23 protein-coding genes are annotated in these 24,360 nt (G+C 60.1%); 18 read left to right on the top strand and 5 right to left on the bottom strand.

Annotated elements, in window-relative coordinates:
* The first annotated feature begins 7 nt into the window (after positions 1–7).
* The 9 genes from aztC to BS627_RS16295 all read left to right on the top strand — a co-directional run bounded on the left by aztC (position 8) and on the right by BS627_RS16295 (position 9,312).
* Positions 8–1,033 carry a zinc ABC transporter substrate-binding protein AztC gene (gene aztC / locus BS627_RS16335; protein WP_077984232.1) on the top strand — a complete coding sequence of 342 codons (1,026 nt, stop codon included), beginning with the start codon at positions 8–10 and terminating at the stop codon, positions 1,031–1,033.
* 170 nt (positions 1,034–1,203) lie between these two features.
* Positions 1,204–1,677: a ribonuclease H family protein gene (locus BS627_RS16330; RefSeq protein WP_077984231.1), complete on the top strand. Its 474-nt coding sequence runs from the start codon at positions 1,204–1,206 to the stop codon at positions 1,675–1,677.
* Between the two features lie 282 nt (positions 1,678–1,959).
* Positions 1,960–2,652, top strand: coding sequence for a FadR/GntR family transcriptional regulator (locus BS627_RS16325; RefSeq protein WP_162520603.1), 693 nt, complete (start codon positions 1,960–1,962; stop codon positions 2,650–2,652).
* Complete coding sequence (locus BS627_RS16320; protein WP_077984229.1) at positions 2,649–3,821, top strand: PLP-dependent transferase; 1,173 nt, start codon at positions 2,649–2,651, stop codon at positions 3,819–3,821. Before BS627_RS16325 ends, BS627_RS16320 begins: the two co-directional genes overlap by 4 nt.
* Before the next feature lie 36 nt (positions 3,822–3,857).
* Positions 3,858–5,117, top strand: coding sequence for an ABC transporter substrate-binding protein (locus BS627_RS16315; RefSeq protein ID WP_077984228.1), 1,260 nt, complete (start codon positions 3,858–3,860; stop codon positions 5,115–5,117).
* Between the two features lie 150 nt (positions 5,118–5,267).
* Positions 5,268–6,212, top strand: coding sequence for a carbohydrate ABC transporter permease (locus BS627_RS16310; RefSeq protein ID WP_003499971.1), 945 nt, complete (start codon positions 5,268–5,270; stop codon positions 6,210–6,212).
* 3 nt (positions 6,213–6,215) lie between these two features.
* The gene (locus tag BS627_RS16305) at positions 6,216–7,046 is read left to right on the top strand and encodes a carbohydrate ABC transporter permease (RefSeq protein WP_077984227.1); all 831 of its coding nucleotides are present in this window, start codon (positions 6,216–6,218) and stop codon (positions 7,044–7,046) included.
* Between the two features lie 4 nt (positions 7,047–7,050).
* Complete coding sequence (locus tag BS627_RS16300; protein ID WP_077984226.1) at positions 7,051–8,127, top strand: ABC transporter ATP-binding protein; 1,077 nt, start codon at positions 7,051–7,053, stop codon at positions 8,125–8,127.
* Between the two features lie 171 nt (positions 8,128–8,298).
* A complete protein-coding gene (locus BS627_RS16295) occupies positions 8,299–9,312 on the top strand; it encodes a LacI family DNA-binding transcriptional regulator (protein ID WP_077984225.1) in 1,014 nt (337 codons plus the stop codon).
* 47 nt (positions 9,313–9,359) lie between these two features.
* Here BS627_RS16295 and BS627_RS16290 read toward each other — a convergent pair whose 3' ends face one another.
* The gene (locus BS627_RS16290; protein WP_077984224.1) at positions 9,360–10,556 is read right to left on the bottom strand and encodes an MFS transporter; all 1,197 of its coding nucleotides are present in this window, start codon (positions 10,554–10,556) and stop codon (positions 9,360–9,362) included.
* Positions 10,557–10,680: 124 nt separating this feature from the next.
* Here BS627_RS16290 and BS627_RS16285 point away from each other — a divergent pair, with 124 nt between their 5' ends.
* Positions 10,681–11,526: an AraC family transcriptional regulator gene (locus tag BS627_RS16285; protein ID WP_077984223.1), complete on the top strand. Its 846-nt coding sequence runs from the start codon at positions 10,681–10,683 to the stop codon at positions 11,524–11,526.
* On the opposite strand, the gene BS627_RS16280 is transcribed toward BS627_RS16285, so the two are convergent.
* Complete coding sequence (locus tag BS627_RS16280; RefSeq protein WP_077984222.1) at positions 11,523–12,413, bottom strand: helix-turn-helix domain-containing protein; 891 nt, start codon at positions 12,411–12,413, stop codon at positions 11,523–11,525. The genes BS627_RS16285 and BS627_RS16280 overlap by 4 nt on opposite strands.
* A gap of 92 nt (positions 12,414–12,505) precedes the next feature.
* Between BS627_RS16280 and BS627_RS16275 the strand changes: the two genes are divergently transcribed.
* From BS627_RS16275 to BS627_RS16250, 6 genes are all read left to right on the top strand, one after another.
* Complete coding sequence (locus BS627_RS16275) at positions 12,506–13,777, top strand: ABC transporter substrate-binding protein (protein ID WP_077984221.1); 1,272 nt, start codon at positions 12,506–12,508, stop codon at positions 13,775–13,777.
* A 475-nt stretch (positions 13,778–14,252) separates the two neighbouring features.
* The gene (locus tag BS627_RS16270; RefSeq protein ID WP_065656190.1) at positions 14,253–15,113 is read left to right on the top strand and encodes a carbohydrate ABC transporter permease; all 861 of its coding nucleotides are present in this window, start codon (positions 14,253–14,255) and stop codon (positions 15,111–15,113) included.
* On the top strand, positions 15,110–15,946 hold the full coding sequence (locus BS627_RS16265) for a carbohydrate ABC transporter permease (protein WP_077984220.1): 837 nt from the start codon (positions 15,110–15,112) through the stop codon (positions 15,944–15,946). Before BS627_RS16270 ends, BS627_RS16265 begins: the two co-directional genes overlap by 4 nt.
* A gap of 11 nt (positions 15,947–15,957) precedes the next feature.
* The gene (locus tag BS627_RS16260; protein ID WP_077984219.1) at positions 15,958–17,043 is read left to right on the top strand and encodes an ABC transporter ATP-binding protein; all 1,086 of its coding nucleotides are present in this window, start codon (positions 15,958–15,960) and stop codon (positions 17,041–17,043) included.
* Between the two features lie 45 nt (positions 17,044–17,088).
* Positions 17,089–19,092, top strand: coding sequence for an aldo/keto reductase (locus BS627_RS16255; protein WP_077984360.1), 2,004 nt, complete (start codon positions 17,089–17,091; stop codon positions 19,090–19,092).
* Positions 19,093–19,405: 313 nt separating this feature from the next.
* Positions 19,406–20,638 carry a M24 family metallopeptidase gene (locus BS627_RS16250; protein ID WP_077984218.1) on the top strand — a complete coding sequence of 411 codons (1,233 nt, stop codon included), beginning with the start codon at positions 19,406–19,408 and terminating at the stop codon, positions 20,636–20,638.
* Between the two features lie 8 nt (positions 20,639–20,646).
* Here BS627_RS16250 and BS627_RS16245 read toward each other — a convergent pair whose 3' ends face one another.
* From BS627_RS16245 to BS627_RS16235, 3 genes are all read right to left on the bottom strand, one after another.
* Entirely contained in the window at positions 20,647–20,964 is a 318-nt protein-coding gene (locus BS627_RS16245) for a cupin domain-containing protein (protein ID WP_003522691.1), read from the bottom strand.
* 42 nt (positions 20,965–21,006) lie between these two features.
* Complete coding sequence (locus BS627_RS16240) at positions 21,007–21,744, bottom strand: FadR/GntR family transcriptional regulator (RefSeq protein WP_077984217.1); 738 nt, start codon at positions 21,742–21,744, stop codon at positions 21,007–21,009.
* A gap of 109 nt (positions 21,745–21,853) precedes the next feature.
* Positions 21,854–22,651 (bottom strand): NAD-dependent epimerase/dehydratase family protein, encoded by a 798-nt coding sequence (locus BS627_RS16235; RefSeq protein WP_077984216.1) that lies wholly within the window; start codon positions 22,649–22,651, stop codon positions 21,854–21,856.
* A gap of 139 nt (positions 22,652–22,790) precedes the next feature.
* Here BS627_RS16235 and kduI point away from each other — a divergent pair, with 139 nt between their 5' ends.
* Together kduI and kduD are read left to right on the top strand one after the other, a co-directional pair.
* A complete protein-coding gene (gene kduI / locus BS627_RS16230; RefSeq protein WP_077984215.1) occupies positions 22,791–23,615 on the top strand; it encodes a 5-dehydro-4-deoxy-D-glucuronate isomerase in 825 nt (274 codons plus the stop codon).
* On the top strand, positions 23,612–24,355 hold the full coding sequence (kduD, locus tag BS627_RS16225; RefSeq protein WP_077984214.1) for a 2-dehydro-3-deoxy-D-gluconate 5-dehydrogenase KduD: 744 nt from the start codon (positions 23,612–23,614) through the stop codon (positions 24,353–24,355). Before kduI ends, kduD begins: the two co-directional genes overlap by 4 nt.
* Positions 24,356–24,360 lie beyond the last annotated feature (5 nt).

Here is a 24,360-nt window from a genome sequence, read left to right as displayed (position 1 = left end):
AACCTTCATGTTCAAAACCCTCCGTCTCGCCACTGGCGTCAGCCTTCTTTCCCTCTCCCCGGTCCTGATGGCGCAGGCGTCCGCCGCCGAACTCAAGGTCGTGGCGAGCTTCTCGATCATCGCCGATTTTGCTAAAAACGTCGGCGGTGACCGCGTGGAGATCACCACGTTGGTGGGGCCGGATGGTGACGCCCACGTTTATGAACCCCGCCCGGCCGATGCCGTCGCCGTCAGCAAGGCGGATGTGGTGCTGGTCAACGGTCTGGAATTCGAAGGCTTCCTGAAGCGGCTGATCGACACCAGCGGCACCAAGGCGCCGGTGGTGGAACTGACCAAGGGTGTGGAGCCGCTCAAGCTTTCTGAAGAGCCGGCAGGTCACGCCCATCCGGAAGCCGAGGAAGAGGATGGCCACGACCACAAGGCCGAAGAAGCCGGCCACAGCCATGAGACCGCCGAGGCCCATGATCACGACCACGGCCATGAGGGGCATCACCATCACGGCGAATACGATCCACATGCCTGGCAGTCGATCAAGAACGCGGAAATCTACGTGAAGAACATTGCCGGCGCATTTTGCGAAGTCGACAAGGCCGGTTGCGCCACCTACACCGCCAATTCGGACGCCTATATCGCCAAGCTTGCCGCGCTGAACGAGAAGGTGAAGACCGAGATCGCCGCCATCCCGCCGGAAAAACGCGTCATCATTACTTCGCATGACGCCTTCGGTTATTTCGAGCATGCCTATGGTCTGAATTTTCTTGCGCCCGAAGGCGTATCAACGGAATCAGAAGCCTCGGCCGCCGATGTCGCCAAGCTCGTTGACCAGGTAAAACATGACAAGGCCTCGGCGATCTTCGTCGAGAACATTACCGACAAGCGGCTGATCGACCAGATCGCCAGCGAAACCGGTCTCAAGGTTGGTGGCACGCTCTACTCCGACGCGCTTTCGACTGCCGATGGCCCGGCTTCGACCTATATCGACATGATCAATCACAATATGCAGACGATCACGGCGGCGGTTCTCGGCCAGTAAGTTCAGCTCTTTCGTTGTGGAGTCGGGGAGGGCGGCTTGCGCCGCCCTTTCTGCTTTTCTGCCCGCGCTTTTTGGCTGCCTGCGAGGGGGAAACGCTATTGGCACCGAAGAAACCTTCTCAAATGGCGTGTTGCTTTAGTGGTTTCCGATTGGGTGCTACACAACCCGTCATGTCCGATGCGCTTCACATTTTCACCGACGGCTCCTTCGATGACGCCTCCCGTTCCGGAGGATGGGCGTTCGTCGTTTATGAAACAGCCGACCAAATCCATTCGGCCTCGGGCAAGGCGGCCGGCACATCCAACAATACGTTCGAGGTCCTCGCCGTCCTGAATGCCATGTTGTGGATCGCCGCTGAGGCGCCAACGCGGGCAGTCACGCTCTGGACGGATGCAGTTCATGTCATTGAGGGCTGTCGGCGGTATAGAGCGATCTGGCGCAACAATGGCTGGACGCGCATCACGCCCAACCAGCGTAGCCGCCGAAGACCGATCCCTGACAGGGAAATCTGGCAGCAGCTCGACACGTTGCTCGAGCAGCATCCCCATGTGGCCGTAGAATGGTGCAAGGGGCATTCCGGCACTGTCGGCAATGAGCATGCCGACGCATTGGCGCGTCAGGTGGCTCGCGTGAAGACGGCTTAATCGGCGGCTCTCAGTCGTCGTGATGCGGCACAATCGATTCCCTTCAAGCCCGCACTCTGACTTTTCGATATCGAGGGATCGCGCAGTTACTTTTTTGCTGCACCAATAATCCAAGAGACACATTGGGCATTTCATTATTTCTATTTTTTCAGCAGCATACGAGATTTTGCTGAGAGGAGCGTACAGCGTCCCTTGCCCGTTGACATTCCTTTTACCTTTTGAAATGGTAAGATGTCAGACCAATTTAGGGGATGCGTTTTGGACAGGTCCAGCCGGGAACTCATGCAGCCGATTCCGCCGAGCGACCGTGTGCGCCAGGTGGAGGCTGCGCTTTCCGAGTATGTGGAGCGGGCTGGACTGAAGGCGGGAGATCGGCTGCCGGCGGAGCGGGAACTTATGGCGGCGCTGGGCGTGGGGCGGTCCACCATCCGCGAAGTCATCCGCAAGTTTCAGGCGCTCGGTGTGATCGACAGCCGAAAGGGCAGCGGGAACTACCTCCTGAAACCGATTTCCGCCGCCACCGTGCATATGCCGATCTCCATCGATGCCGAAAGCCTGCGCGACGCGCTGCTGATGACGCTGGAAGTACGACGCGGCATCGAAGTGGAGGCCTCCATGGCCGCCGCTCGTCGCCGCACGGCAGACGATATCGCCACCATGGAAGCGCGGCTCGATGAGATGGAGCGGGTGCATCTGGCCGAAGGCACCTCCGGTAAAGCCGACCTTGCCTTCCATCTGTCGATCTACGACGCCACCCACAATACGCTGTTCAAGCAGCTTCTGGAGCAGATGCGCGAAGGTTTCGAACGTTTCTGGTCGAAACCGTTCGACCGCCCGGATTTCGCCGGTCGCTCCTTTCCCTTTCACCGTACCCTGTTCAACGCGATCGCTGCGGGCGATGCGGAGACCGCCCGTGAAGAAACACTGAAAATCCTCGCCGTCGTCGAGGAGGATATCAAGGACATGTCGAAATGAACCATGGCAACGATCTCTTTGATCCCGCCTCTTTGATCGTCGCCCATGACGAAGCCCACGCCTTCGACGCCGTGGTGCCGCCCATCGTGCAGACCTCGCTTTTCACCTTTTCCAGCTATGACGAGATGGTCTCCACCTATCGCGGCGAAAAGGTGCGGCCGGTTTATACGCGCGGGCTCAATCCCACCGTGCGGCTGTTCGAGGAAATGCTGGCGAAGCTCGAAAGGGCGGAAGATGCGCTCGGTTTTGCGAGCGGCATGTCGGCCATTTCCTCCACCGTGCTGTCCTTCGTCTCGCCGGGCGACCGCTTCGTCGCGGTGCGCCATGTCTATCCCGATGCCTTCCGCCTGTTCGGCACCTTCATGCAGCGCATGAATATCGAGGTCGTCTATGTCGATGGTCGTGATGAGGCGGCGGTTGAAAAGGCGATGCCGGGCGCAAAGCTGTTCTACATGGAAAGCCCGACGAGCTGGGTGATGGAAGCGCATGATGTCGGTGCGCTGGCCGCCATCGGCAAACGGCATGGCGCCGTCACCGTCATCGACAATTCCTGGGCAAGCCCGGTCTTCCAGCAGCCGATCTCGCTTGGCGTCGATCTCGTCGTGCATTCGGCCTCGAAATATCTCGGCGGCCATAGCGATGTGGTGTCCGGCGTGGTTGCCGGTTCGAAGGCGATGATCGACCGCATCCGGGCGGAAACCTATCCCTATCTCGGCGGCAAGATGTCTCCCTTCGATGCATGGTTGCTCATTCGCGGACTGCGCACCCTGCCGCTGCGCATGAAGGCGCATCAGGCCTCGGCTTTGGATATCGCAACGCGTCTTCACGCGCTCGACGTCGTGGAAACCGTCTGCCATCCCGGGCTGGCGAACCGCCTGCCGCCGGGTCTCAACGGCACGTCGGGCCTGTTTTCCTTCCTTTTCAAGGAAGGGGTGGATGTGCGCGCTTTTGCCGACCGGCTCAAGCTTTTCAAATTGGGTGTTTCCTGGGGCGGGCATGAAAGCCTGATCGTTCCGGGCGAAGTGGTGCTCGAACAGAAGGCGCAACCAAACTCCGCCCACACCTTCGGCATCAGCGCACGCTCCGTGCGCCTGCATGTTGGGCTGGAGGGCACGGAAGCGCTCTGGAACGATCTCGAACCCGCGATCAAGGCGGCCTCCGCCGCCTGACGTTTTTTAAACTGACCACAAAAAGGGGAGAACGACATGAAAAAACTGGTAGCAGCAGCAATTTTCACCGCCCTGATGACCGGAACGGCGCTGGCGGACACGACCTTGAAACTGGTGGAAGTCATCACCAGCCCGGAACGCACCGAAACGCTGAAGGGCATCGTCTCGAAATTCGAAGCGGCCAATCCCGGCACCAAGGTAGAGATCATCTCGCTGCCGTGGAGCGAGGCCTTCCAGAAATTCGCCACCATGGTTTCCGCGGGCGATATTCCCGATGTGATGGAAATGCCTGATACCTGGCTGTCGCTTTATGCCAATAACGGCATGCTGGAGAGCCTTGAACCCTATCTCGCCAAGTGGGAACACACGGCGGGCTTGAGCGAGCGCACGCTCGAACTCGGCCGCGATGTGAAGAACACCGCCTATATGCTGCCCTACGGCTTTTATCTGCGCGCCATGTTCTACAACAAGAAGCTGCTGGCCGAAGCCGGCGTGAAGGAGCCGCCGAAGACGCTCGAGGAGTTTGCCGACGCCTCCAAGAAGGTCGCGGCACTGCCCGGCAAATACGGCTATTGCCTGCGCGGCGGCCCTGGCGGCCTCAACGGCTGGGTCATGTTCGGCGCGTCCATGGCTGGCTCGAACGAGTTCTTCACCAAGGACGGCACTTCCACATTCGATAGCCCCGGCTGGGTGAAGGGCCTGACCTATGTGATCGATCTTTACAAGAACGGCCTGGCGCCGAAGGACAGCGTCAACTGGGGCTTTAACGAGATCGTCGCCGGTTTTTATTCCGGCACCTGCGCCTTCCTCGATCAGGATCCGGATGCGCTGATCGCCATTGCCCAGCGCATGAAGCCGGAAGATTTCGGCGTCATGACCATGCCGAAGGGACCCGATGGCAAGACGTTCCCCACCATTGGTTTCGCCGGCTGGTCGATGATGTCGAAATCCGAGAACAAGGACCTTTCCTGGAAGCTGATCGAGACGCTTGAGGGACCGGAAGGCAATATCGAGTGGAACAAGAAGACGGGCGCGCTGCCGGTGCACAAGTCGGCTGAGAAGGACCCCTTCTATGCCAGCGAGCAGTTCAAGGGCTGGTTCGATGAACTGGCGGACAAGAACGCCGTGCCGACGACGATGCCGACCTATCTTGAGGAATTCGCCTTCTTCAAGGACTCGCTCGTGATCAAGACCTCTCAGGAAGCGCTGCTCGGCGACATCACGCCGGAAGACCTCGCCAAGCAATGGGCGGATTACATGACGAAGGCGCAGCAGAAGTTCCTCGCCTCGAAGTAACGACACGCACCAGCCGTGCGGGCGCAAATGCCCGTGCGGCGGGTCTTGCCGGCCTTCGCTGCGACAGGCTTTTTCTTGCAATTTTTCGGATCGGTGAGCCGAGAGGCTGGAAAACCCGTCCGTTCCGTCGTCCGATCAGGGAGCGATACAATGTCCTATGCCCATGGCGCCGGGCCGGTGGCTGCGCGCAAACCGGCTGGCAAGCCCGCGATGCGGCGGTTTGCTGATTGGGCCGAACCATGGCTCTACAGCGCGCCCGTTCTGGTGCTCATCGTCGCCGTCATGCTGGTGCCGCTGGTGCTTGGCCTCTCCTATGCGTTTCGCGACGTGCAGCTGCTCAACCCGTTCTCCGGCGGTTTCGTTGGCCTGAAACACCTGGAGGCTTTGTCGCAGGACGCGGCCTTTTACCGGGCGCTGAAAAACACGCTCTGGTGGACAGGCGCTTCGGTTTTCCTGCAATTCTTCTTCGGCCTCATTCTGGCACTGCTGCTGGATAAGCCTTTCGCAGGCAGGGGGCTCGCTCAGGCGCTGGTGTTTCTGCCATGGGCCGTGCCGACCTTTCTCGCCGGTCTCAACTGGGCATGGCTGTTCAACCCGGTCATCGGGCCGCTGCCGCACTGGATGGTGTCGCTCGGGCTTTTATCCGCACCCAACAATATTCTCGCCGATCCGCATCTCGCCATGTGGGGGCCGATCATTGCCAATGTCTGGTGGGGCATTCCCTTCTTCGCCATCACTTTGCTTGCCGCATTGCAGGCGATTCCGCGCGATCTCTACGAGGCTGCGGAAATCGACGGGGCGAATCCGCTTCAGCGTTTCACCTCGATCACCCTGCCGTTTCTCGCCCCCACCATCGCCATCACCATCCTGCTGCGCACCGTCTGGATTGCCAATTTCGCCGATCTCATCATCGTCATGACCAATGGCGGACCGGCCGACCGCACGCAGATCGTCGCCAGCTACATCTTCACCCAGGCCTTTAGGCGTCTGGATTTCGGTTATGCCTCGGCCATTGCGCTGGTGCTGCTGGTGTTGCTGCTTGCCTATTCCATGCTGATCGTGCTGCTGCGCCAGCGCCTGATCGAGAAGGATTGACCGATGACATCAAGGATATTTTTCACCCTTGCCCATCGTCTGGCGATCCTCGCCTATATCGCTTTTGCGCTGTTCCCGCTGTTCTGGCTACTCAAGGTCTCCGTCACGCCGAATGACCTGCTCTACAGCGAAGGTGTGCGAATGTGGCCGTCGCGGGCGACATGGGACCATTATCGTTTCGTCATAGAAAACAGCGCCTTCCCGACGTTTTTTAAGAACAGCGTCATCGTCGCTGGTTCCACGGCGCTTGCCGTAACGGTACTCTCCTCGCTCTCGGGTTACGCGTTGTCACGCTTCCGTTTCAAGGGCAAATACTGGATCGTCGCCCTGATGCTGATCACCCAGATGTTCCCGCTGGTGATGCTGGTCGCGCCGATCTTCAAGATGCTGTCGCCGCTCGGCCTCACCAACAGTCTGACGGGTCTCGTCATCGTCTACACCGCCTTCAACGTTCCCTTCGCCACTTTCCTCATGCAGTCCTTCTTCGACGGCATTCCGAAGGATCTGGAGGAGGCGGCGATGATCGACGGTGCAAGCCGGTTTACGGCATTCCGCCAGATCATTCTGCCGCTGACGCTGCCGGGCATTGCCGCAACGCTCGGCTTCGTCTTCACCGCCGCATGGAGCGAGCTGCTGTTTGCGCTGATGCTGATTTCCGGCAACCAGAGCGCCACTTTCCCGGTCGGCCTTCTGACCTTCGTGTCTAAATTCTCCGTCGATTTCGGGCAGATGATGGCGGCGGGCGTTCTGGCGCTCATTCCGGCCTGCCTCTTCTTCCTGCTTATTCAACGTTATCTCGTGCAGGGCCTGACGGCCGGCGCGGTGAAAGGATAATCCCATGGCTTCCATCGAGCTGAAGAATGTCGGCAAGACCTATGGCGACCTCGCAGTGCTGCATGGCGTCGATCTTGATATTGGTGATGGCGAGTTCATCGTTCTCGTCGGCCCATCCGGGTGCGGAAAATCGACGTTGCTGCGCATGATCGCGGGACTTGAGGAGATAACGTCCGGCGACCTGTTCATCGACAGTGAGCGCGTCAATGATCGCCGGCCGAAGGACCGGGATATCGCCATGGTGTTTCAATCCTACGCGCTCTATCCGCATATGAGCGTTGCCGACAATATGAGCTATAGCCTTCGCCTGCGTCGCAGCCCGAAAGAAACCATCGCGGCGGCGGTGGCCGGTGCTTCCGCGAAACTCGGCCTCGATCCCTATCTCGCCCGCCGCCCGAAGGCGCTCTCCGGCGGCCAGCGCCAGCGCGTCGCCATGGGCCGCGCCATTGTCCGGCAGCCAAAGGCGTTCCTGTTCGATGAGCCGCTCTCCAACCTCGATGCCCGGCTGCGCGAACAGATGCGCGCCGAAATCAAGCGCATGCATGCCGATCTCGGCGCAACCTCGGTTTACGTTACCCATGACCAGATCGAGGCGATGACGCTCGCATCGCGTATCGTCGCCATGAATGCCGGCCATGTGCAGCAGATCGGGGCGCCGCTCGATCTCTATGACCGTCCCGCCAATCTCTTCGTTGCCGGCTTTATCGGCTCACCGGGCATGAATTTCCTCGAAGGCCGGATCGGACGGGAGAATGGCGGTAGTTTCGTCGTGCTGAGTGACGGCACGCGCCTTGAGCTTGGCCGGGATGTGAAGCTGGCCGATGGCGAGCCGGTCACGCTCGGCATCCGTCCGGAACATGTCACCGTTGCGCCGGCCGAGGGTGATGTTGAAGCGACGGTCGATCTGGTCGAGCCGACCGGCCTCGGCGTCATCTTGCATCTCACCGTGCACGGATTGCCCTTCAAGCTGTTTTCGTCAGACCGGGCGCTGTTGCAGCCGGGCAAATCCCTTCGGGTCGGTTTCCCGCAGGAGCGGCTGCATGTCTTCGACAGGAGCGGCGCCCGGATCGATGGAACCTGATACTTGAAGCTATTATACTTATGTTATGAGAACGAATGTATAGTTTGTACGCTCTGATGTTTTGCCTTCCGGGAGGCGCATATGATCGGTCTTTCGCGACAGGAAAGAGCGATGTAATCTACCCATGATTCTTTCATTGGGGGTAACATTGTGGCCAAGTCTATCAGGACGATGGAGGAATTTTCGGAGTTCGTCGGGTTCTCTCGCCCGACGGTATCCAAATACTTCAATGACCCGTCCTCGGTGCGTAAGAAGACGCGGGACACAATAGAGGAGGCGCTTAGAAAATCCGGCTTCCGGCCGAATATGTTTGCCGTCAATCTCAACCGCCGTCGCAGCAATATTATTGGCATTGTCATTCCGAATTATGCCGACCCTTTCTACATGGCCCTGACGAACCGTATCGAATCGATTGCCAACGAGGCCGGTTTTCTTGCCTTCGTGCTGTCTTCGGATGGAAAGCCGGAAATCGAAGACCGTGCCATCCATACTTTCAAGTCCATGAACATCGCGGGCGCGATCATCGCGCCGCTGGGTGTTACATCGCACTGCTCGACGCTAGAACAGCTCGCCGCTACCATCCCCATCGTCTATGTCGACTCGCCGCTGGACGAGATGTCGGCCTTTGTCGGCACTGATAACAGGCAGAGCGTTGACCTGATCGTTGATTACCTCTGCCGCTCGGGTGAGCCGCCCAGCTATTTCGATATGCCGCAGGTCAACAACAACTCCTCGACGCGCCGTATAGCCTATGAGGAGGCTATGCGGCGTCTCGGCCGCGAACCCTTGTGCCTGGATGTCGCGAAGCCCGCGCGATGGGATTTCGAGCGGTTTGCGTTCGATGAGGCGAGCCGGCTTTTCGAACGAATGGGAGATCTGCCCTCCCGAACCATCCTGTGCGCCAATGATCGGATCGCTTTCGGCGTCATTTCGGCTGCCTCGCAGAAGGGCATGAAGGTCGGCCATGGCACCGGGTATGATCTGCGGGTTGCCGGTCATGACGATCATCCGCTGTCGCGTTACGCCAACCCGCCGATTACGACCGTGGCGCAGAATTATAACGAGATCGGCAGGCTGTCGATCGAGCTTCTTTTTCAGAAGCTGAACGAGGAGGCGGGTCAGTCGACCCGCATTCGTGATCGCATTCTCCTCAGTGCCGACCTCATGTTGCGAAAATCGGCCTGATGCGGGGCGGCGGTCAGGTTTGAAATGACCGCCGCTATTGGCCGGTCCTAGCGGTGGCTCGGCAGTTTCGGCAGGAACACTGTCAGAAGGCCGAGCAGCGGCATGTAGGAGCAGATGCGGTAGACGAATTCGATGCCTTCCTTATCCGCATAGACGCCCAGAACCGCAGCCCCGATGCCGCCGAAACCGAAGGCGAAACCGAAGAACATGCCGGCGATGAGGCCGACGCGGCCCGGCACCAGTTCCTGCGCGAACACGACGATGGCCGAGAAAGCGGAGGAGAAGACGAAGCCGATGACAACCACCAGAACCGCCGTCCAGAACAGGTTGGCATAGGGCAGCATGAGCGCGAAGGGAATGACGCCGAGGATCGAGAACCAGATGACGACGCGGGAGCCGAAACGGTCGCCGATCGGGCCGCCGAAGAACACACCGAGTGCCGAAGCCCCGAGGAAAAGGAACAGCAGAACCTGCGCGTCCTGTACGCCAAGGCCGAACTTGTCGATTGTATAGAAGGTGAAGTAGCTGGACAGGCTGGCGAGATAAGCATTCTTGGTGGCGGTGAGAACCACCAGCACCAGTAGCGTCATCATCACCGTGCCGCGCGAGAGGGGCAGGGCGCGGCTGGCCGCGGCCTTGCCGACGGTTGCGCGGCGGTGGCGGGTGTACCAGACGCCGACCCAGGAAAGCACGCCGAAGCCGAGGAGCGCGATCAGCGAGAACCAGCTCAGGCTCGACTGGCCGAGCGGGATGACGATGAAAGCGGCGAGCAGCGGGCCGATAGCCGTGCCGGTATTGCCGCCCACCTGGAAGAATGATTGCGCCAGACCGTGGCGGCCGCCGGATGCGAGGCGCGCAACGCGAGAGGCTTCCGGATGGAAGATCGCCGAGCCGATGCCGATGAGGCAGGCTCCGATCACCAGAACCTCGAAACTATGGGCGAAGGCGAGCGTGATGAGGCCGGCGCAGGTGGACAGCATGGCGACGGGCAGGGAAAACGGCATCGGCCAGCGATCCGTCACCATGCCGACGACCGGCTGCAGCAGCGATGCGGTGACCTGAAAGGCGAAGGTGAGCAGGCCGATCTGTACGAAATCAAGCGCGTAATTGGCTTTCAGCAACGGGTAAAGCGACGTCAGCAGCGATTGCATGATGTCGTTCAGCATATGGCAGAAGCTGGCGGCTGCGATTATTGAAAACGCCGTGCGTTGCGGGTTGAACCCGGTGCTAGTGACGGTGGCCATGGTAAATCCTCTTCAGATTCCCGCTCAAACAACGGGAAACACGTCTTTATTTCTTCCCGCTTTTATTCATATTGTTTCTGGCCTGCATTTGTGTTCTGGACGATTTTCTTTGTGAGTGGGCCAAATGGCTAAAATCAAATCTGCGCAGTTCGTGGGCGTAACGCTTGAAGAGCATGAGCGTAGCCTGAAATTGATTGACGGCACCAACGAGCCGGTACTGGCGCTTCATCGGGTTTATCCGACCGGGCATCGCACACCGCCCCATAACCATAGCCGTGTGCAGATTTGGTGCGCGCGCCGGGGTGTGGTGCTCGTCAGCACGGCGGACGGGCGCTGGATGATACCGCCCGGTCACGGGCTGCTCATTCCCGCAGGCCTGCAACATGAGGCCGAAGTCATATCCACGGTCGAGATGCACTCGATCTACGTCCATCCCGATCTCTTCCAGGCAATGTCTCCAAAGGTCGTGGAAGTAACCGATCTGGCCTCGAGCCTTATTTCCGAATTGTTGGCCGAAGAGCACCAGCCGTCAGCCTTTCACCGGCAGGGCCTGGTGCGCTCCCTTTTGCTGGATGAGGTGAATCGCCTGCCGGAACGCCCTTTGGGCTTGCCTTTTCCGGACAATCAGCGGCTGGCTGCGCTTTGCCGTGACTTCCTTAAAAAGCCGGTGGCGCGGGTGGAGATCGACGACTGGGCCGCGGCAATGGGCATCAGCCGCCGCTCCTTCACACGCCTTTTTCGTCGGGAGATGGGGGTGAGCTTCGTTACCTGGCGCCAGCAGGCCTGCATCTTTGCCTCATTGCCGAGATTGGCGGCGGGCGAAGCGGTGACCAATGTGGCGCTGGATGCGGGTTATGAAAACATCCCGGCTTTCACCACCATGTTCCGGCGGATGCTCGGCAGTTCGCCGCGCGCTTACCGTCAGGCGGCGCGGCAGCGCAGCTCCGCTTTCGCCGATAGTGAAGATTAAGCCGCCGTCGCCCGCATATCGCGGCGGAAATCGGAAGGCGACATGCCTGATATCTGGCGAAAGGCCTTGTTGAAGGCGCTGACCGAGCCGAAACCGCTTTCCATGGCGATTTGCAGAATATTGTCCTTGCCCGTCATCAGCATCGCCTGTGCGCGGGAAAGCCGGAGCAGGGTGAGATATTTGATTAGCGTCATGCCCGTCGATTTGCGGAACAGGTTCATTGCATATTTCGGGTGCAACGACGCGGCGCGGGCAATCTCCGTCGCGTCGATATCGTCGAGAAAATTGGCGGCGATGAAGTCGCACATGCGCACCACGCCAATGGAGGGCGCCATGCCCTCGTCATCCTGTCTGCGTTTTCCATTGAGGGCAGAGGAGATGACGGTGTACGGCTCGAGGAACATCCGCTCGACCCTTAGCAGCAGTTCCTCCACCGCATGCTGGGCTTTCACCGGATTGCCCGAGGTGACGTAACGGAACCAGCGGCCGAAATTTTCCGCATCCGCCCTATCCGTCTCGGCGCTCACCATTGTCGCACCACCCATCAACTGGCTGGAGACGGCGGCCGGCAGGCGCATGCGAAAGAAATGCACCAGCGGCAGATGCGCACCCGCGTAAAAGGAATCATCGGAAGAACGGTCCATCTGATGCGGCTGGCCACCCCAGAAGATACACATCTGGCCGGCGTTGAGCGTCAGGTCGTGATCGCCCATGCGGTAATGCACTGATCCCGACATCAGGTAATTCACCTCCACCTGCGCGTGCCAGTGGGGCCGGAGCATGATGGGCGGGTGGTTGTGGAACAGCTGAAGCGTTGTTGGCATACCTTCGATGCTGCTCGCACCGGGCTGGTAAAAAGCTCTTTCGGCAACCTTACTTTTCGCCAAATCGATATTCCCTTTGTACGAGACAGATTTCCTGCCGCCGCTAATGTGCCCATGTTCGCTGAAGAACGGCAATTGAAAAAGGGAGGTTTTCAATGTGCTTGAAATTTCTTGGCGCGTCTACGGCCATGCTGCTTCTCGCAGCTCCGGCTTTCGCGCAGACCGAAACCGTCACCATCTGGAGCTGGAACGTCGCGGCTTCCGCGCTGAAATCCACGGTGGAAGGCTTCAACAAGCAGAATCCGGATATCAAGATCGTTGTTGAAGACCTTGGAAACAATCAGGTTTTTGACAAGACACTGGCTGCCTGCGCAGCCGGCGGTGATGGTCTTCCTGATATCGTCACCATCGAGAATTTCGAGGCGGAACTGTTCTGGAGCCGTTTTCCGGATTGTTTCGCCAATCTGACCGAACTTGGCTATACGCCTGAGAAACAGGCGCTTTTCCCTGACTTCAAGCGCACGGAGCTGGAGGTTGACGGCGTCGCCTATGCGGTTCCGTGGGACTCCGGCCCGGTGGCCGTGTTCTACCGCCGTGACTTCTATGAAAAAGCAGGCGTCGATCCGGCGAACATCAAGAGCTGGGATGATTTCATTGCGGCCGGCAAGAAGGTCATGGCCGCCAACCCCGGCACCGTCATGGCGCAGGCCGATTTTAACGGCGACAGCGAATGGTTCCGCATGATCGCCAATGAGCAGGGATGCGGTTACTTTTCGACCGATGGCCAGACTATCACCATCAACAAGCCCGCCTGTGTCGCGACCCTTGAAAAGATCAAGGAAATGAAAGACGCAGGCATCATCACGGCGGCGATCTGGGATGAGAAAATTCAGGCCAATACCGCCGGCAAGGCCGCAAGCCAGATGTATGGCGCCTGGTACGAGGGCACCATCCGCTCCGGCTCTCCCGATCTCTCCGGCAAATGGGGCGTCTATCTGATGCCGAGCCTGACGCCGGACGGTCCGCATGCCGCCAATCTCGGCGGTTCGTCGCTGGCGATCAGCTCGACATCCGAGCACAAGGAAGCCGCGTGGAAATATATCGATTACGCGCTCACCACCAACGAAGGGCAGGTGACGATGCTGAAATCCTTCGGCCTCGTTCCCTCGCTGCTGTCTGCCATCAATGATCCATTCGTCAAGGAAAAACAGCCCTATTGGGGCGGGCAGGCGGTGTGGACCGACATTCTCGCCACCCTGCCGAAGATCGTGCCGAGCCGTGGCACGGCGTTCCAGTCGGATGCGGATGCGATCTACAAGGCGACGCAGACGAAATATTTCGCCGGCGGATATCCCGATGCGAAGGCCGCGCTCGACGATGCGGCCAAGCAGATCGAAACGGCGACGGGTTTGCCGGTCGCGGAGTAAACCGGTGGTTCAGGAGCCGAGCGGGTGCCACGGGTTTCTTCTCCCCGGGGGGAGAAGTCCGCGGCAGCGGGATGAGGGGGCGACGTTAGCGATAGACCGAGAGCTCGCCCCCTCATCCGACCCTTCGGGCCACCTTCTCCCCCTCGGGGAGAAGAAATATGCCGCGCCGTGTTGCAATGGCATTTTCCCTTGAGGGGTGAAGTCATTTCTGCGGAGTGATCCGCTGGTTCAGGAGCCGAGCGGGTGCCACGGGTTTCTTCTCCCCGAGGGGGAGAAGTCCGCGGCAGCGGGATGAGGGGGCGACGTTAGCGATAGACCGAGAGCTCGCCCCCTCATCCGACCCTTCGGGCCACCTTCTCCCCCTCGGGGAGAAGAAATAGGCCGCACCGCCTTGCAATGGTCTCGCCCTCAAACGGGGGCAGGCCTCAAAGCTTTTCCATTTATCCGGCCCATCGTCCGGCATATGGAGGTCGTCATGCCGTCCAGGAACAGGATCGCTTATGCGTTCCTTGCGCCCTATCTCCTGATTTTCGCCACCTTCTGGGTCTGGCCGATCATCAGCTCGTTCATGCTGTCGTTCCAGAATACCCGCATCAACCCATGGCGGTTCGCGCCCTCCATGAACTGGGGGCGGCTCGTTTCCGATCCGGCCTTTTATAATGCGCTTTATAATACGCTGATCATTCTGGTCATTCAGGTGCCGGTCATGATCGCGCTCGCCACCGTCATGGCGGTGCTCTTGAACTCGCCGCTGCTGAAAGCACGGCCGCTTTACCGTTTTGCCTTCTTTGCACCTGTCGTTGTCGGCGAGGTAGCCTATGCGGCGGTTTTCCGGCTGATGTTCAGCGCCGATTTCGGCATCATCAACAAGCTCATCACCTCCGTCGGCCTTTCGCCCGTCTCGTGGTTCGACAATGCCAATGCGGCCATGGCGCTCGTCATCATCGCGGTCACCTGGCGTTGGGCGGGGTATAACGCCATCATCATCCTGGCCGGTCTGCAATCCATTCCTGGCGATGTCTATGAAGCGGCGACGCTCGACAAGGTCAGCAAGCGGCAGCAGTTCTTTTATATCACCCTGCCGTTGCTTAAACCCATCATCCTGTTCTGCGTCGTGCTGTCGGTCATCGGCACCATGCAGCTGTTTGCCGAACCCTTCCTCATCACTAACAGGGGCGGGCCGGGCGGCGGCACGGAAACGCTGGGGCTGTTCCTCTATCGCCAAGGCTTCACGTCGCTCAATTTCGGTTACGCCTCGGCCATTGCCTACACCATGGCGGCGCTTGCCATCGCCATTTCACTCCTCAATCTCTGGGTCGGGAGGGAGCCGAAATGAGATCGAAATCGAGATCGCTTTTCTGGCAGAAGATCGCCCTGCATGCGGCGCTGACGCCGCTTGCCATCGTCTGGCTGTTTCCGCTGTGGATGATGTTCGTATTCTCCACCATGCCGGATTACGGCATTTTCAGCCCTGATATCGTGCTAGCGCCCTCCACCAACTTCATCGAGAATTTCAACAACCTGCAGGCGGATACCAATTTCCTCAGGGCCATGTTCATCTCGATCACCGTTGCCGTCATCTACACAGTTCTTTCGGTGTTCCTGACCTCCATGGCGGGCTGGGCGCTGGCGCGTTACCGCTTTGCCGGACGCAGGGTGGTGATCGCCATCATTCTCGGGACCATTACCTTGCCTTTTGCCGTTGTCGTTATCCCGCAGTTCATCATGGTGGCGCGCGAATTCAAGCTGGCCAACACCTGGGTGGCCCTGATCGTGCCGCCGCTGTTCAATTCCCTCGGCGTTTTGTTCATGCGGCAATCCTTCTCGATGATGCCGACCGAGCTTTTCGATGCGGCAAGGGTGGAGGGCGTCAAGGAATGGCAGATTTTCCTTCGCATCGCCCTGCCACTGGCACGGCCCACCATGGCGGCACTGTCGATCATTCTCTTCCTGGCCTCGTGGAACAATTACCTCTGGCCGCTTCTCATCAATTCCCGCCCAGGAATGATGACCGCACCCGTGGCGCTTGGCACCCTCATCGGGCTGACCAAAGTGTCATGGGGCGGCATCATGGCGGGGGCCGTGCTGCTCACCGCACCCATCCTCGTGGTTTTCGTGGCTTTGCAGCGCCACTTCATCGCCGGCATTTCCGCCGGGGCAGTCAAGTAAGGGGAGGCCGCATGGCGGAACTTTCGCTCAAAAACGTTGTGAAGCGTTATGGCGCGCTGGAGGTGATCCATGGCGCAAATCTGGAGGTGAAAGACGGGGAATTCGTCGTTTTCGTCGGCCCCTCCGGCTGCGGCAAATCCACGCTTCTCAGAATGATCGCCGGGCTGGAAGATATTTCCGGTGGCGATATCGTGATTGGCGGCAAGACGGTCAGCGATGCCGATCCGGCCGATCGCGGCATTGCCATGGTGTTCCAGTCCTATGCGCTTTATCCGCATATGACGGTGGCCGAAAACCTCTCATTCGGGCTCAGGATGAACGGTAACCCCAAGGCCGATACGCAAAAGCGGGTCAAACGCGCCGCGGAAATCCTGCAGATCAACGAGCTGATGGAGCGACGCCCGAAACAGCTTTCCGGCGGCCAGCGCCAACGTGTGGCCATCGGCCGCGCCATCGTGCGCGAACCGCAGGTCTTCCTTTTCGATGAGCCGCTGTCGAACCTCGATGCGGAATTGCGGGTGCAGATGCGCGTGGAAATCTCGCGGCTGCACAAGCAGCTCGGCACCACGATGATCTATGTGACGCATGACCAGACCGAGGCGATGACGCTTGCCGACAAGATCGTCGTGCTGCGGGCGGGCAATATCGAGCAGGTCGGCGCGCCGCTCGATCTTTACGACGATCCCGGCAACCGTTTCGTTGCCGGTTTCGTCGGTTCGCCGAAGATGAATTTTCTCGACGCCACCATCGTCGGCAGCAGCGCGGAGGGCGTCACGCTCTCCCTCGACAGCGATCCTACTGTGCGGCTGAGCCTGCCGGTCACGGCCCGTTTGAACGAGGGAGCCAGAGTGTCGCTCGGCATGCGGCCCGAACATTTTGCCGATGCGGGCGCGGGCGATGCCGATCTCACCGTTCATGTCGATGTCGCCGAACATCTCGGCAATACCAGCTATGTCTATGCCCGGACCGAAGGCGGCGAGCAGCTCATCATCGAGCGGCCGGAATCGCGCGATGTCGGCAATCGCGACCGACTGACTGTCGGCCTTTCCGCCCGCAGGGCTTTCCTTTTCGACAGCAAGGGCGACCGCCTGCGCTGAACCCTTTCCCAAGCACCCAAGATTGATATGAAGGACGAGGATTTCATGACGACCGAACAACCGATCCGCTGGGGCATCATCGGCCCGGGCACCATCGCCAGAACTTTTGCCGATGGCATTGCCCATTCCCGAACCGGCAGGTTAGAGGCCATCGCCACACGCAATCCGGACAGGCCCGGCCTTGCCGAGGCCTTTGCCGGTGCGCGTGTGATCCATGGGTACGATGCGCTGCTTGCCGATCCCGATATCGACGCCGTCTACATCGCCACACCCCACACCGGCCATGCCGAATGGGCGATCAAGGCGATCCGGGCGGGTAAGAACGTGCTGGTGGAAAAACCCATCGCGCTCTCAGCCTATGATGCCGACGCCATTTTCCACGAGGCAAAAAAGGCCGGCGTTTTCGCCGGCGAAGCCTATATGTATCGCCTGCATCCGCAGACGTCGAAATTGCTGGAACTCGTGAAAGCCCGCGCCATCGGCGATATCCGCATCATCCGCTCCAGCTTCGGTTTCAACATGGGCTCGTTCCGGGCCGATCACCGGCTTTTCGCCAATGAAACGGCCGGCGGCGGCATTCTCGATGTCGGCGGCTATCCGGTTTCCATGGTGCGGCTGATCGCCGGCGCCGTGGTCGGAAAACCCTTCGCCGAACCGGAAAAGGTGGCGGGCGTCGCCCATCTCGGCCAGTCGGGCGTCGATGAATGGGCCTCGGCCGTGCTGAAATTCGCAAACGGCATTGTCGCCGAAGTTTCGTGCTCGATCATGGCGGCGCAGGACAATGTGCTGCGCATCATCGGCTCGGAGGGCCGTATCGAGGTCAAGGACTTCTGGTTCGCCGCCGGCCACAAGGGCGGCACCGGGCGCATCGATATTATCAGGGGCGACAAGGTGGAAACCATCGAGTTGCCGGAGGATCGCTGGCTTTATTCTTTTGAGGTCGACGCGGCCGGCGAGGCGATCCGGCATGGCAAAAAGGAATTCGACGCACCCGGCATGGCCTGGGCGGACAGCCTCGGCAATCTGCGTGTCATGGATCAATGGCGGGCTTCCGTCGGGCTTGAATACAGCGTTGAAAAAGCAACGTCGCGCGTCGCGAATATTGCCGGCGGCAAGGTCGTGGCCGGAAACGCAGTGCCGAAACGGCAGATTCCGGGCCTTGCCAAACCCGCTTCCGTGGTCGCGCTCGGTTTCGAATTCTTCCCCAATTTCGCCTCCGCGTCGCTGACGCTGGATGCCTTCTATGAAGCGGGCGGCAACCTCTTCGATACGGCCTATGTCTACGGTGCAGGCAGGACGGAGACGATTTTCGGCGACTGGCACACCAGCCGCAACGTGCCGCGCGAAGAGATCGTGCTGATCGGCAAGGGCGCACATTCGCCGCTCTGCTATCCTGATATGATCGCAAAGCAGCTCGATCAGTCGCTCGCGCGGCTGAAGACGGATTATGTCGATGCCTATTTCATGCATCGCGATAATCTGGAGGTTCCGGTCGGCGAGTTCGTCGACGCCATGGATGCCGAAGTCCGGCGCGGGCGCGTTCGCGGCATTTTCGGTGGCTCCAACTGGACACGCGAACGTATGGATGAGGCGGCCGCCTATGCTGCGAAGAACGGCAAGCAGGCGCCGGCCGCGCTTTCCAACAATTTTTCGCTGGCGGAAATGCTCGACCCTATCTGGGCGGGCTGCGTCGCTGCATCGGATGACGAGTGGAAAGAATGGCTGCAACAGCGTCAGATCCCCAACTTCGCCTGGTCCAGCCAGGGGCGCGGTTTCTTCACCGAGCGTGCCGGGCGGGACAAGCAGGACGATGAAGAAATCGTCCGCGTCTGGTATTCCGACCGCAATTTCGTTCGCCGGGACAGGGCGATCGAGCTTGCCCAAGAACTTGGGCGGCACCCGATCCATATCGCGCTCGCCTATGTCATCGCCCAGCCTTTCCCGGTCATTCCGTTGATCGGGCCGCGCACGATTGCGGAGCTGGAGGACAGTCTTTCGGCGCTGGATATCAGGCTGACAGCCGAGCAGGTGAAGTGGCTGGAGGCGTGAAAAGTAATGAGGCGGCGGGTTTATCCGCCGCCTCAACGATATTGGGCAAGATGTTGTCGCCCGTTTCTTCTCCCCGCCGGGGAGAAGGTGGCCCGAAGGGTCGGATGAGGGGGCCAGCTCTCCGGATAACTCTACCCTTGCCCCCCTCATCCCGCTGCCGCGGACTTCTCCCCGGCGGGGAGAAGAACAAGCGGGAAGCGCTCGCGCAACTGACAACACTCGGCATAGAGATGTCTTCCACCTTCTTTCCTCTCCCGGTGACTGCTAAAGCGTAGGTTCACAAACCTGCCGCCAAACAATCACCGGGGTTCCCATGAGCGATATCGACCGAAGCCGTGCGCAGCAGCTGATGCGGGAGGCGGACATTGATGCGCTGGTGCTGTTCCAGCCCGAAGCCTTCCGTTATGCCGTCGGTGCTCCTGCCGGCGTGGCGACCATGTGGGGCAGGGCTGGTTCAGCGATTGCGCTTGTTCCAGCCGATGCCGGGGTGACGCTCGCCGCCGTTGTCAGCGATCATGCCGCTCCGCTTGTGAGAAAGGCCGCGCCGGAGATCGATCTGCGCTGCCATCGCATCTGGATCGACATGGTCGATCTGTCGGAAGTCAAAACCATCGCGCAGGTGGACGACGCCTATCGCCGCAACAACTCCGGTGGCCCGAGACCGGAGACATTCGACCGCGCCGCCTGTTTCGGCCTGCTGGCCGACCTGCTGCGGGAGCGCGGACTGTCGGGCGCGCGCATTGGCGCAGACCTAGAATTCATGCCTGCCGCCGATTTTTTGGCCCTGCGTCAGGCGCTGCCCCACGTGAACTGGATTGATGGTTCTACGGTGCTCAAACGTCTGAGGGCGGTAAAATCCGAACGCGAGATCAAACTTCTCAGGCAGGCGGCAGCCGCTGCTGAGGCAGGGTTGGTCGCGATGGCGGCCGCCGTCCGACCGGGAGCAGCCCTTGGTCAGCTCTCCGCCGCCTGGAAATCCGGCGTACAGGCGCATGCTGCGACATCCGGTTTTTCGCTGAGCGGGCATTGGGACTATATTTCCGTCGGCCCGGCCCTGTCGGATATGGCGGCGGTTGTCACGCCGGGAGCGCTCATCAAGGCCGATGTCGGCACGCTGGTCGAAGGTTATTCATCGGATGGCGCGCGGAGTTTTTCGTGGGGGCCGGTCTCGCCGCTGACCGCCGATGTTTTCAGCGCGTTGGAGGCGGCCTTTGCCCGTGGGCTGGAAGCGCTTCGTCCCGGCAACACATTCGGTGCGGTGCACGCCGCCATGCTGGCCTCGATGCGCAGCGATGGTTTCAGCGAATATTATCGCGGCCATTTCGGCCATTCCGTCGGCGGCGGCGTGGGCATTGAGGAATGGCCGTTCTTTTCCCATGACAATCCGGAAATCATTCTTCCCGGCATGGTCGTTGCGGTTGAAGCGCCGTTTTATGGCGAAGGATTGGGCGCGCTGATGATCGAGGACCAGTTCCTCGTCACCGCCTCCGGAGCGGAATGCATGAACAGCCTGCCACGCACCCTGCGGGATTTATCGGCGAACTGAGCGCCGGATCAGAGGAAATCGTCGCGGCGCGGGGTAAAGCAGTCGATCAGCTCGCCCTCTTCCAGACACAGGCAGCCATGCTCGATATGGCCGGGAATGACGAGACTGTCGCCCTTCTGAAGATCGTAGGCCTCACCGTCGCGGTAAAAGCGGAAGCTGCCGCTGGCGACATAGGTGGATTGCACATGCGGATGGCTATGCAGCCTGCCTTCGGCGCCGGTTTTGAAGCGGAAGGAGACCACCATCAATTCCGGCGCTTCGGAAAGCACGGTGCGCTCCACGCCATCGTCGGGGGAAACGGTGGGGAAGGTCGGAAGCTGCTGCATATCGTTCTCCTCGGTCATGCAATGCGGTTTTAACTGGCGATCTCAGCGCGGCGCGCGCAGCATGGAGCGATAACGCGTCTGGCTGCTTTTCAGGTGGCTGCGCATGGCGCTGCGCGCCGCCTCTTCGTCGCCGTCCTGTATCGCGATCAGGATCGCTTCGTGTTCACCGACGAGTCGGGCGAGATCGGCGGGCGAAAGCACGGTTTCAGCGCCGTTTTCGGCCACGGCGCGGCGCGGAATGAGGGTGGGGCCGAGCACCTGCAAAAACTCGCTGAAGCGGGGATTGTTGGTCGCTTCGGCAATGGCGAGATGGAAGGCGAAATCGGCTTCCGCCGTAGGCACGCCCCTGGTGGCGCTGGCGCGGAAGGCATCGAAGGCCTCGATGATCTTTTCCTCCTGCGCCGGCGAGCGGCGAATGGCGGCAAGACCGGCGGCATCACCTTCGACGGCGGTGCGCAATTCCAGCATTTCGATCAGCGAGGAGACGCGCGCAAGATCGACATTGTGGAAGGGACGTCGCTCCGTAGGTGCGGGTTCCAGTACGAAAACACCCGCGCCCTGACGCGGCTCCACCAGACCGTCGGATCGCAGCGAGGCGATCGCCTCCCGCACCACGGTACGGCTGACACCGAATTCCTGCGTCATCTGCGCTTCGGAGGGCAGACGTTCGCCCGTCTTGTAACGGCCCTTGGCGATCTGGCTGCGGAGTTCCTCCGAAACCTTCACCACAAGCGTTCTGCCTTGTGGAGATGCCGGTTCGGAGCTTGTCGCTTTTGTCATCTTGGTCGCCGTTCTAAAAAATGTCGGTTGCGTGCACCGTTCCTCGATACGTCATTCGCGGCCTGGCATGCAATCCCGCCTTTTTAGCGGGAAACGTCCGTGCGACATTTCACGTCTCCTTGAAGATCGGGTTGTCGACAAACACGCCACCCTGAAAGCGGACAATCGGGTCGCGCGCATCCGGCTGCGGCGTCGTTTCGGCAATCTTCCGGCGGAAGGCCTCGGCATTGTCCTTCGGTTTCCATCCAAGAAAGCCGAGATGCGAATTGTCCCACCAGCTCGCATCGTTGGCCGACGCCCCCCAGACGATGGGGCAGCCGAGCACGGGGGCGCGGAACGCCGTCTCGATCAGCGAGACGAAATCGTCATGCGAAAACCAGGTGGACAGCATGCGGTAATTAAGGGGTTCCGGCGTGCAGGAGCCGATGCGGACAAGCGCGGTCTCCTGGCCGAATTTCTCGAAATACATGCGGGCAAGGCTCTCGCCGAAACATTTGGAGACGCCGTAAAGCCCATCCGGGCGGAAGGGAACATCCGGTCCAAGCCTCTCCGTCTGCGGGTAATAACCGATCGTATGGTTCGAACTGGCGAAGATGATGCGCGGCTGGCCGTGGGCGCGGGCGGCCTCATAGAGATTATACAGCCCGATGATATTGCCCTGGAGAATCTGCTCGAAGGGCTTTTCCACGGAGATGCCGCCCAGATGCACGATGCCGTCGCAGCCGGCCACCATAGCGTCGACGGCTGCCGCATCGGCCAGGTCGCATTGCACACATTCCTCGTTAGGCCCAGCCGGATCGAGCGGGGCGAGATCGGCAAGACGCAAAATCTCCGCCATTGGCGCGAGACGTTGACGCATCATGCGACCGAGTTGGCCTGCCGCACCGGTAACAAGAAGCCGTTTCATTGCCAGTCTCCCTTAGCGCTTGCACGTCTCCGATGCGGTCGAGATATGGCTTCACCCCTTGACCTTGTCATACAGATCGTACAAAAAGCGGATAACATATATTATGTGCTATACGCAACAATCATGAGGGATGAGTTTGATGTTGACCGTTGAAACAAGGCAGGCCGTGAACCCGGAATATGCAAAAACGCTGGATACCGAAGGGCTCCGTCGGCATTTCCTCGCCAACGACATGTTCCGTTCCGGCGAAATCAGGCTGATCTATACCCATTATGACCGCTTCGTGATGGGCGGTGCTGTGCCGAACGGTGCGCCGCTGACGCTGGACAAGGTGGAAGAAACCAAAACACCGTCCTTCCTCGACCGGCGCGAGATGGGCATCGTCAATATCGGCGAGACCGGAACGGTCAGCGCCGGCAGCGAGATCTACACCCTTAATCGCGGTGACGTGCTTTATCTCGGTGCAGGCAGCGGCGCGGTGACCTTTGACGGGGCAGGGCGATTCTACATCACCTCCTGCCCGGCGCATCGCAGCCTGCCGGCGAAGCTCGTGACGCTGGCCAGCAGCAAAGAGGTCAAGCTCGGCGCGACCGAAACCTCCAACAAGCGCACCATCAACCAGTTCATCCATCCGCTGGTCATGGAAAGCTGCCAGCTGGTGCTGGGTTATACGACGCTGGAGGACGGTTCCGTCTGGAACACCGTTCCCTCGCATATTCATGACCGTCGCATGGAGGCCTATCTCTATTTCGGCATGGATGAGAAGTCCCGCGTGCTGCATCTGATGGGTGAGCCGCAGGAGACCCGGCATCTGTTCATTTCGAATGAAGAGGGCGCGATTTCCCCGCCCTGGTCCATCCATTCCGGCGCCGGCATCGGTTCTTACACCTTCATCTGGGCCATGGCGGGCGACAATGTCGATTACACCGACATGGACTTCATTCAGCCGGGAGACCTGAAATGAAGAATCCCTTTTCGCTTCAGGGGCGTAAGGCGCTCGTCACCGGCGCGAATACGGGGCTTGGCCAGGCGATTGCGGTTGGGCTCGCCGCGGCCGGTGCGGAGGTGGTCTGCGCCGCCCGCCGCGCGCCGGATGAAACGCTGGAGATGATCGCCAGTGACGGCGGCAAGGCCAGCGCATTGTCCATCGATTTTGCCGATCCGCTGGCGGCGAAGGACAGTTTTGCCGGCGCCGGTTTCGATATTCTCGTCAACAATGCCGGTATCATTCGCCGTGCCGATTCAGTCGAGTTCTCCGAACTCGACTGGGACGAGGTGATGGACGTCAATCTCAAGGCGCTGTTTTTCACCACCCAGGCTTTTGCGAAAGAGCTGCTGGCGAAAGGCCGGTCCGGCAAGGTGGTCAATATCGCTTCGCTCCTTTCCTTTCAGGGCGGTATTCGCGTGCCGTCCTATACGGCGGCGAAGCATGGTGTCGCCGGTCTCACCAAGCTTCTGGCCAATGAGTGGGCGGCAAAGGGCATCAATGTGAACGCCATTGCGCCCGGCTACATCGAAACCAACAATACCGAGGCGCTACGCGCCGATGCAGCCCGCAACAAGGCTATTCTGGAGCGCATCCCGGCAGGGCGCTGGGGGCATTCTCAAGACATCGCCGGGGCGGCGGTTTTTCTGTCATCTGCGGCGGCGGACTATGTGCATGGCGCCATTCTGAATGTCGATGGTGGCTGGCTGGCGCGCTGATCCGC

The sequence above is a fragment of the Agrobacterium salinitolerans genome, from assembly GCF_002008225.1.
Taxonomy (GTDB): Bacteria; Pseudomonadota; Alphaproteobacteria; order Rhizobiales; family Rhizobiaceae; genus Agrobacterium; species Agrobacterium salinitolerans.
This window is presented reverse-complemented; position numbering and strand designations above follow the sequence as displayed.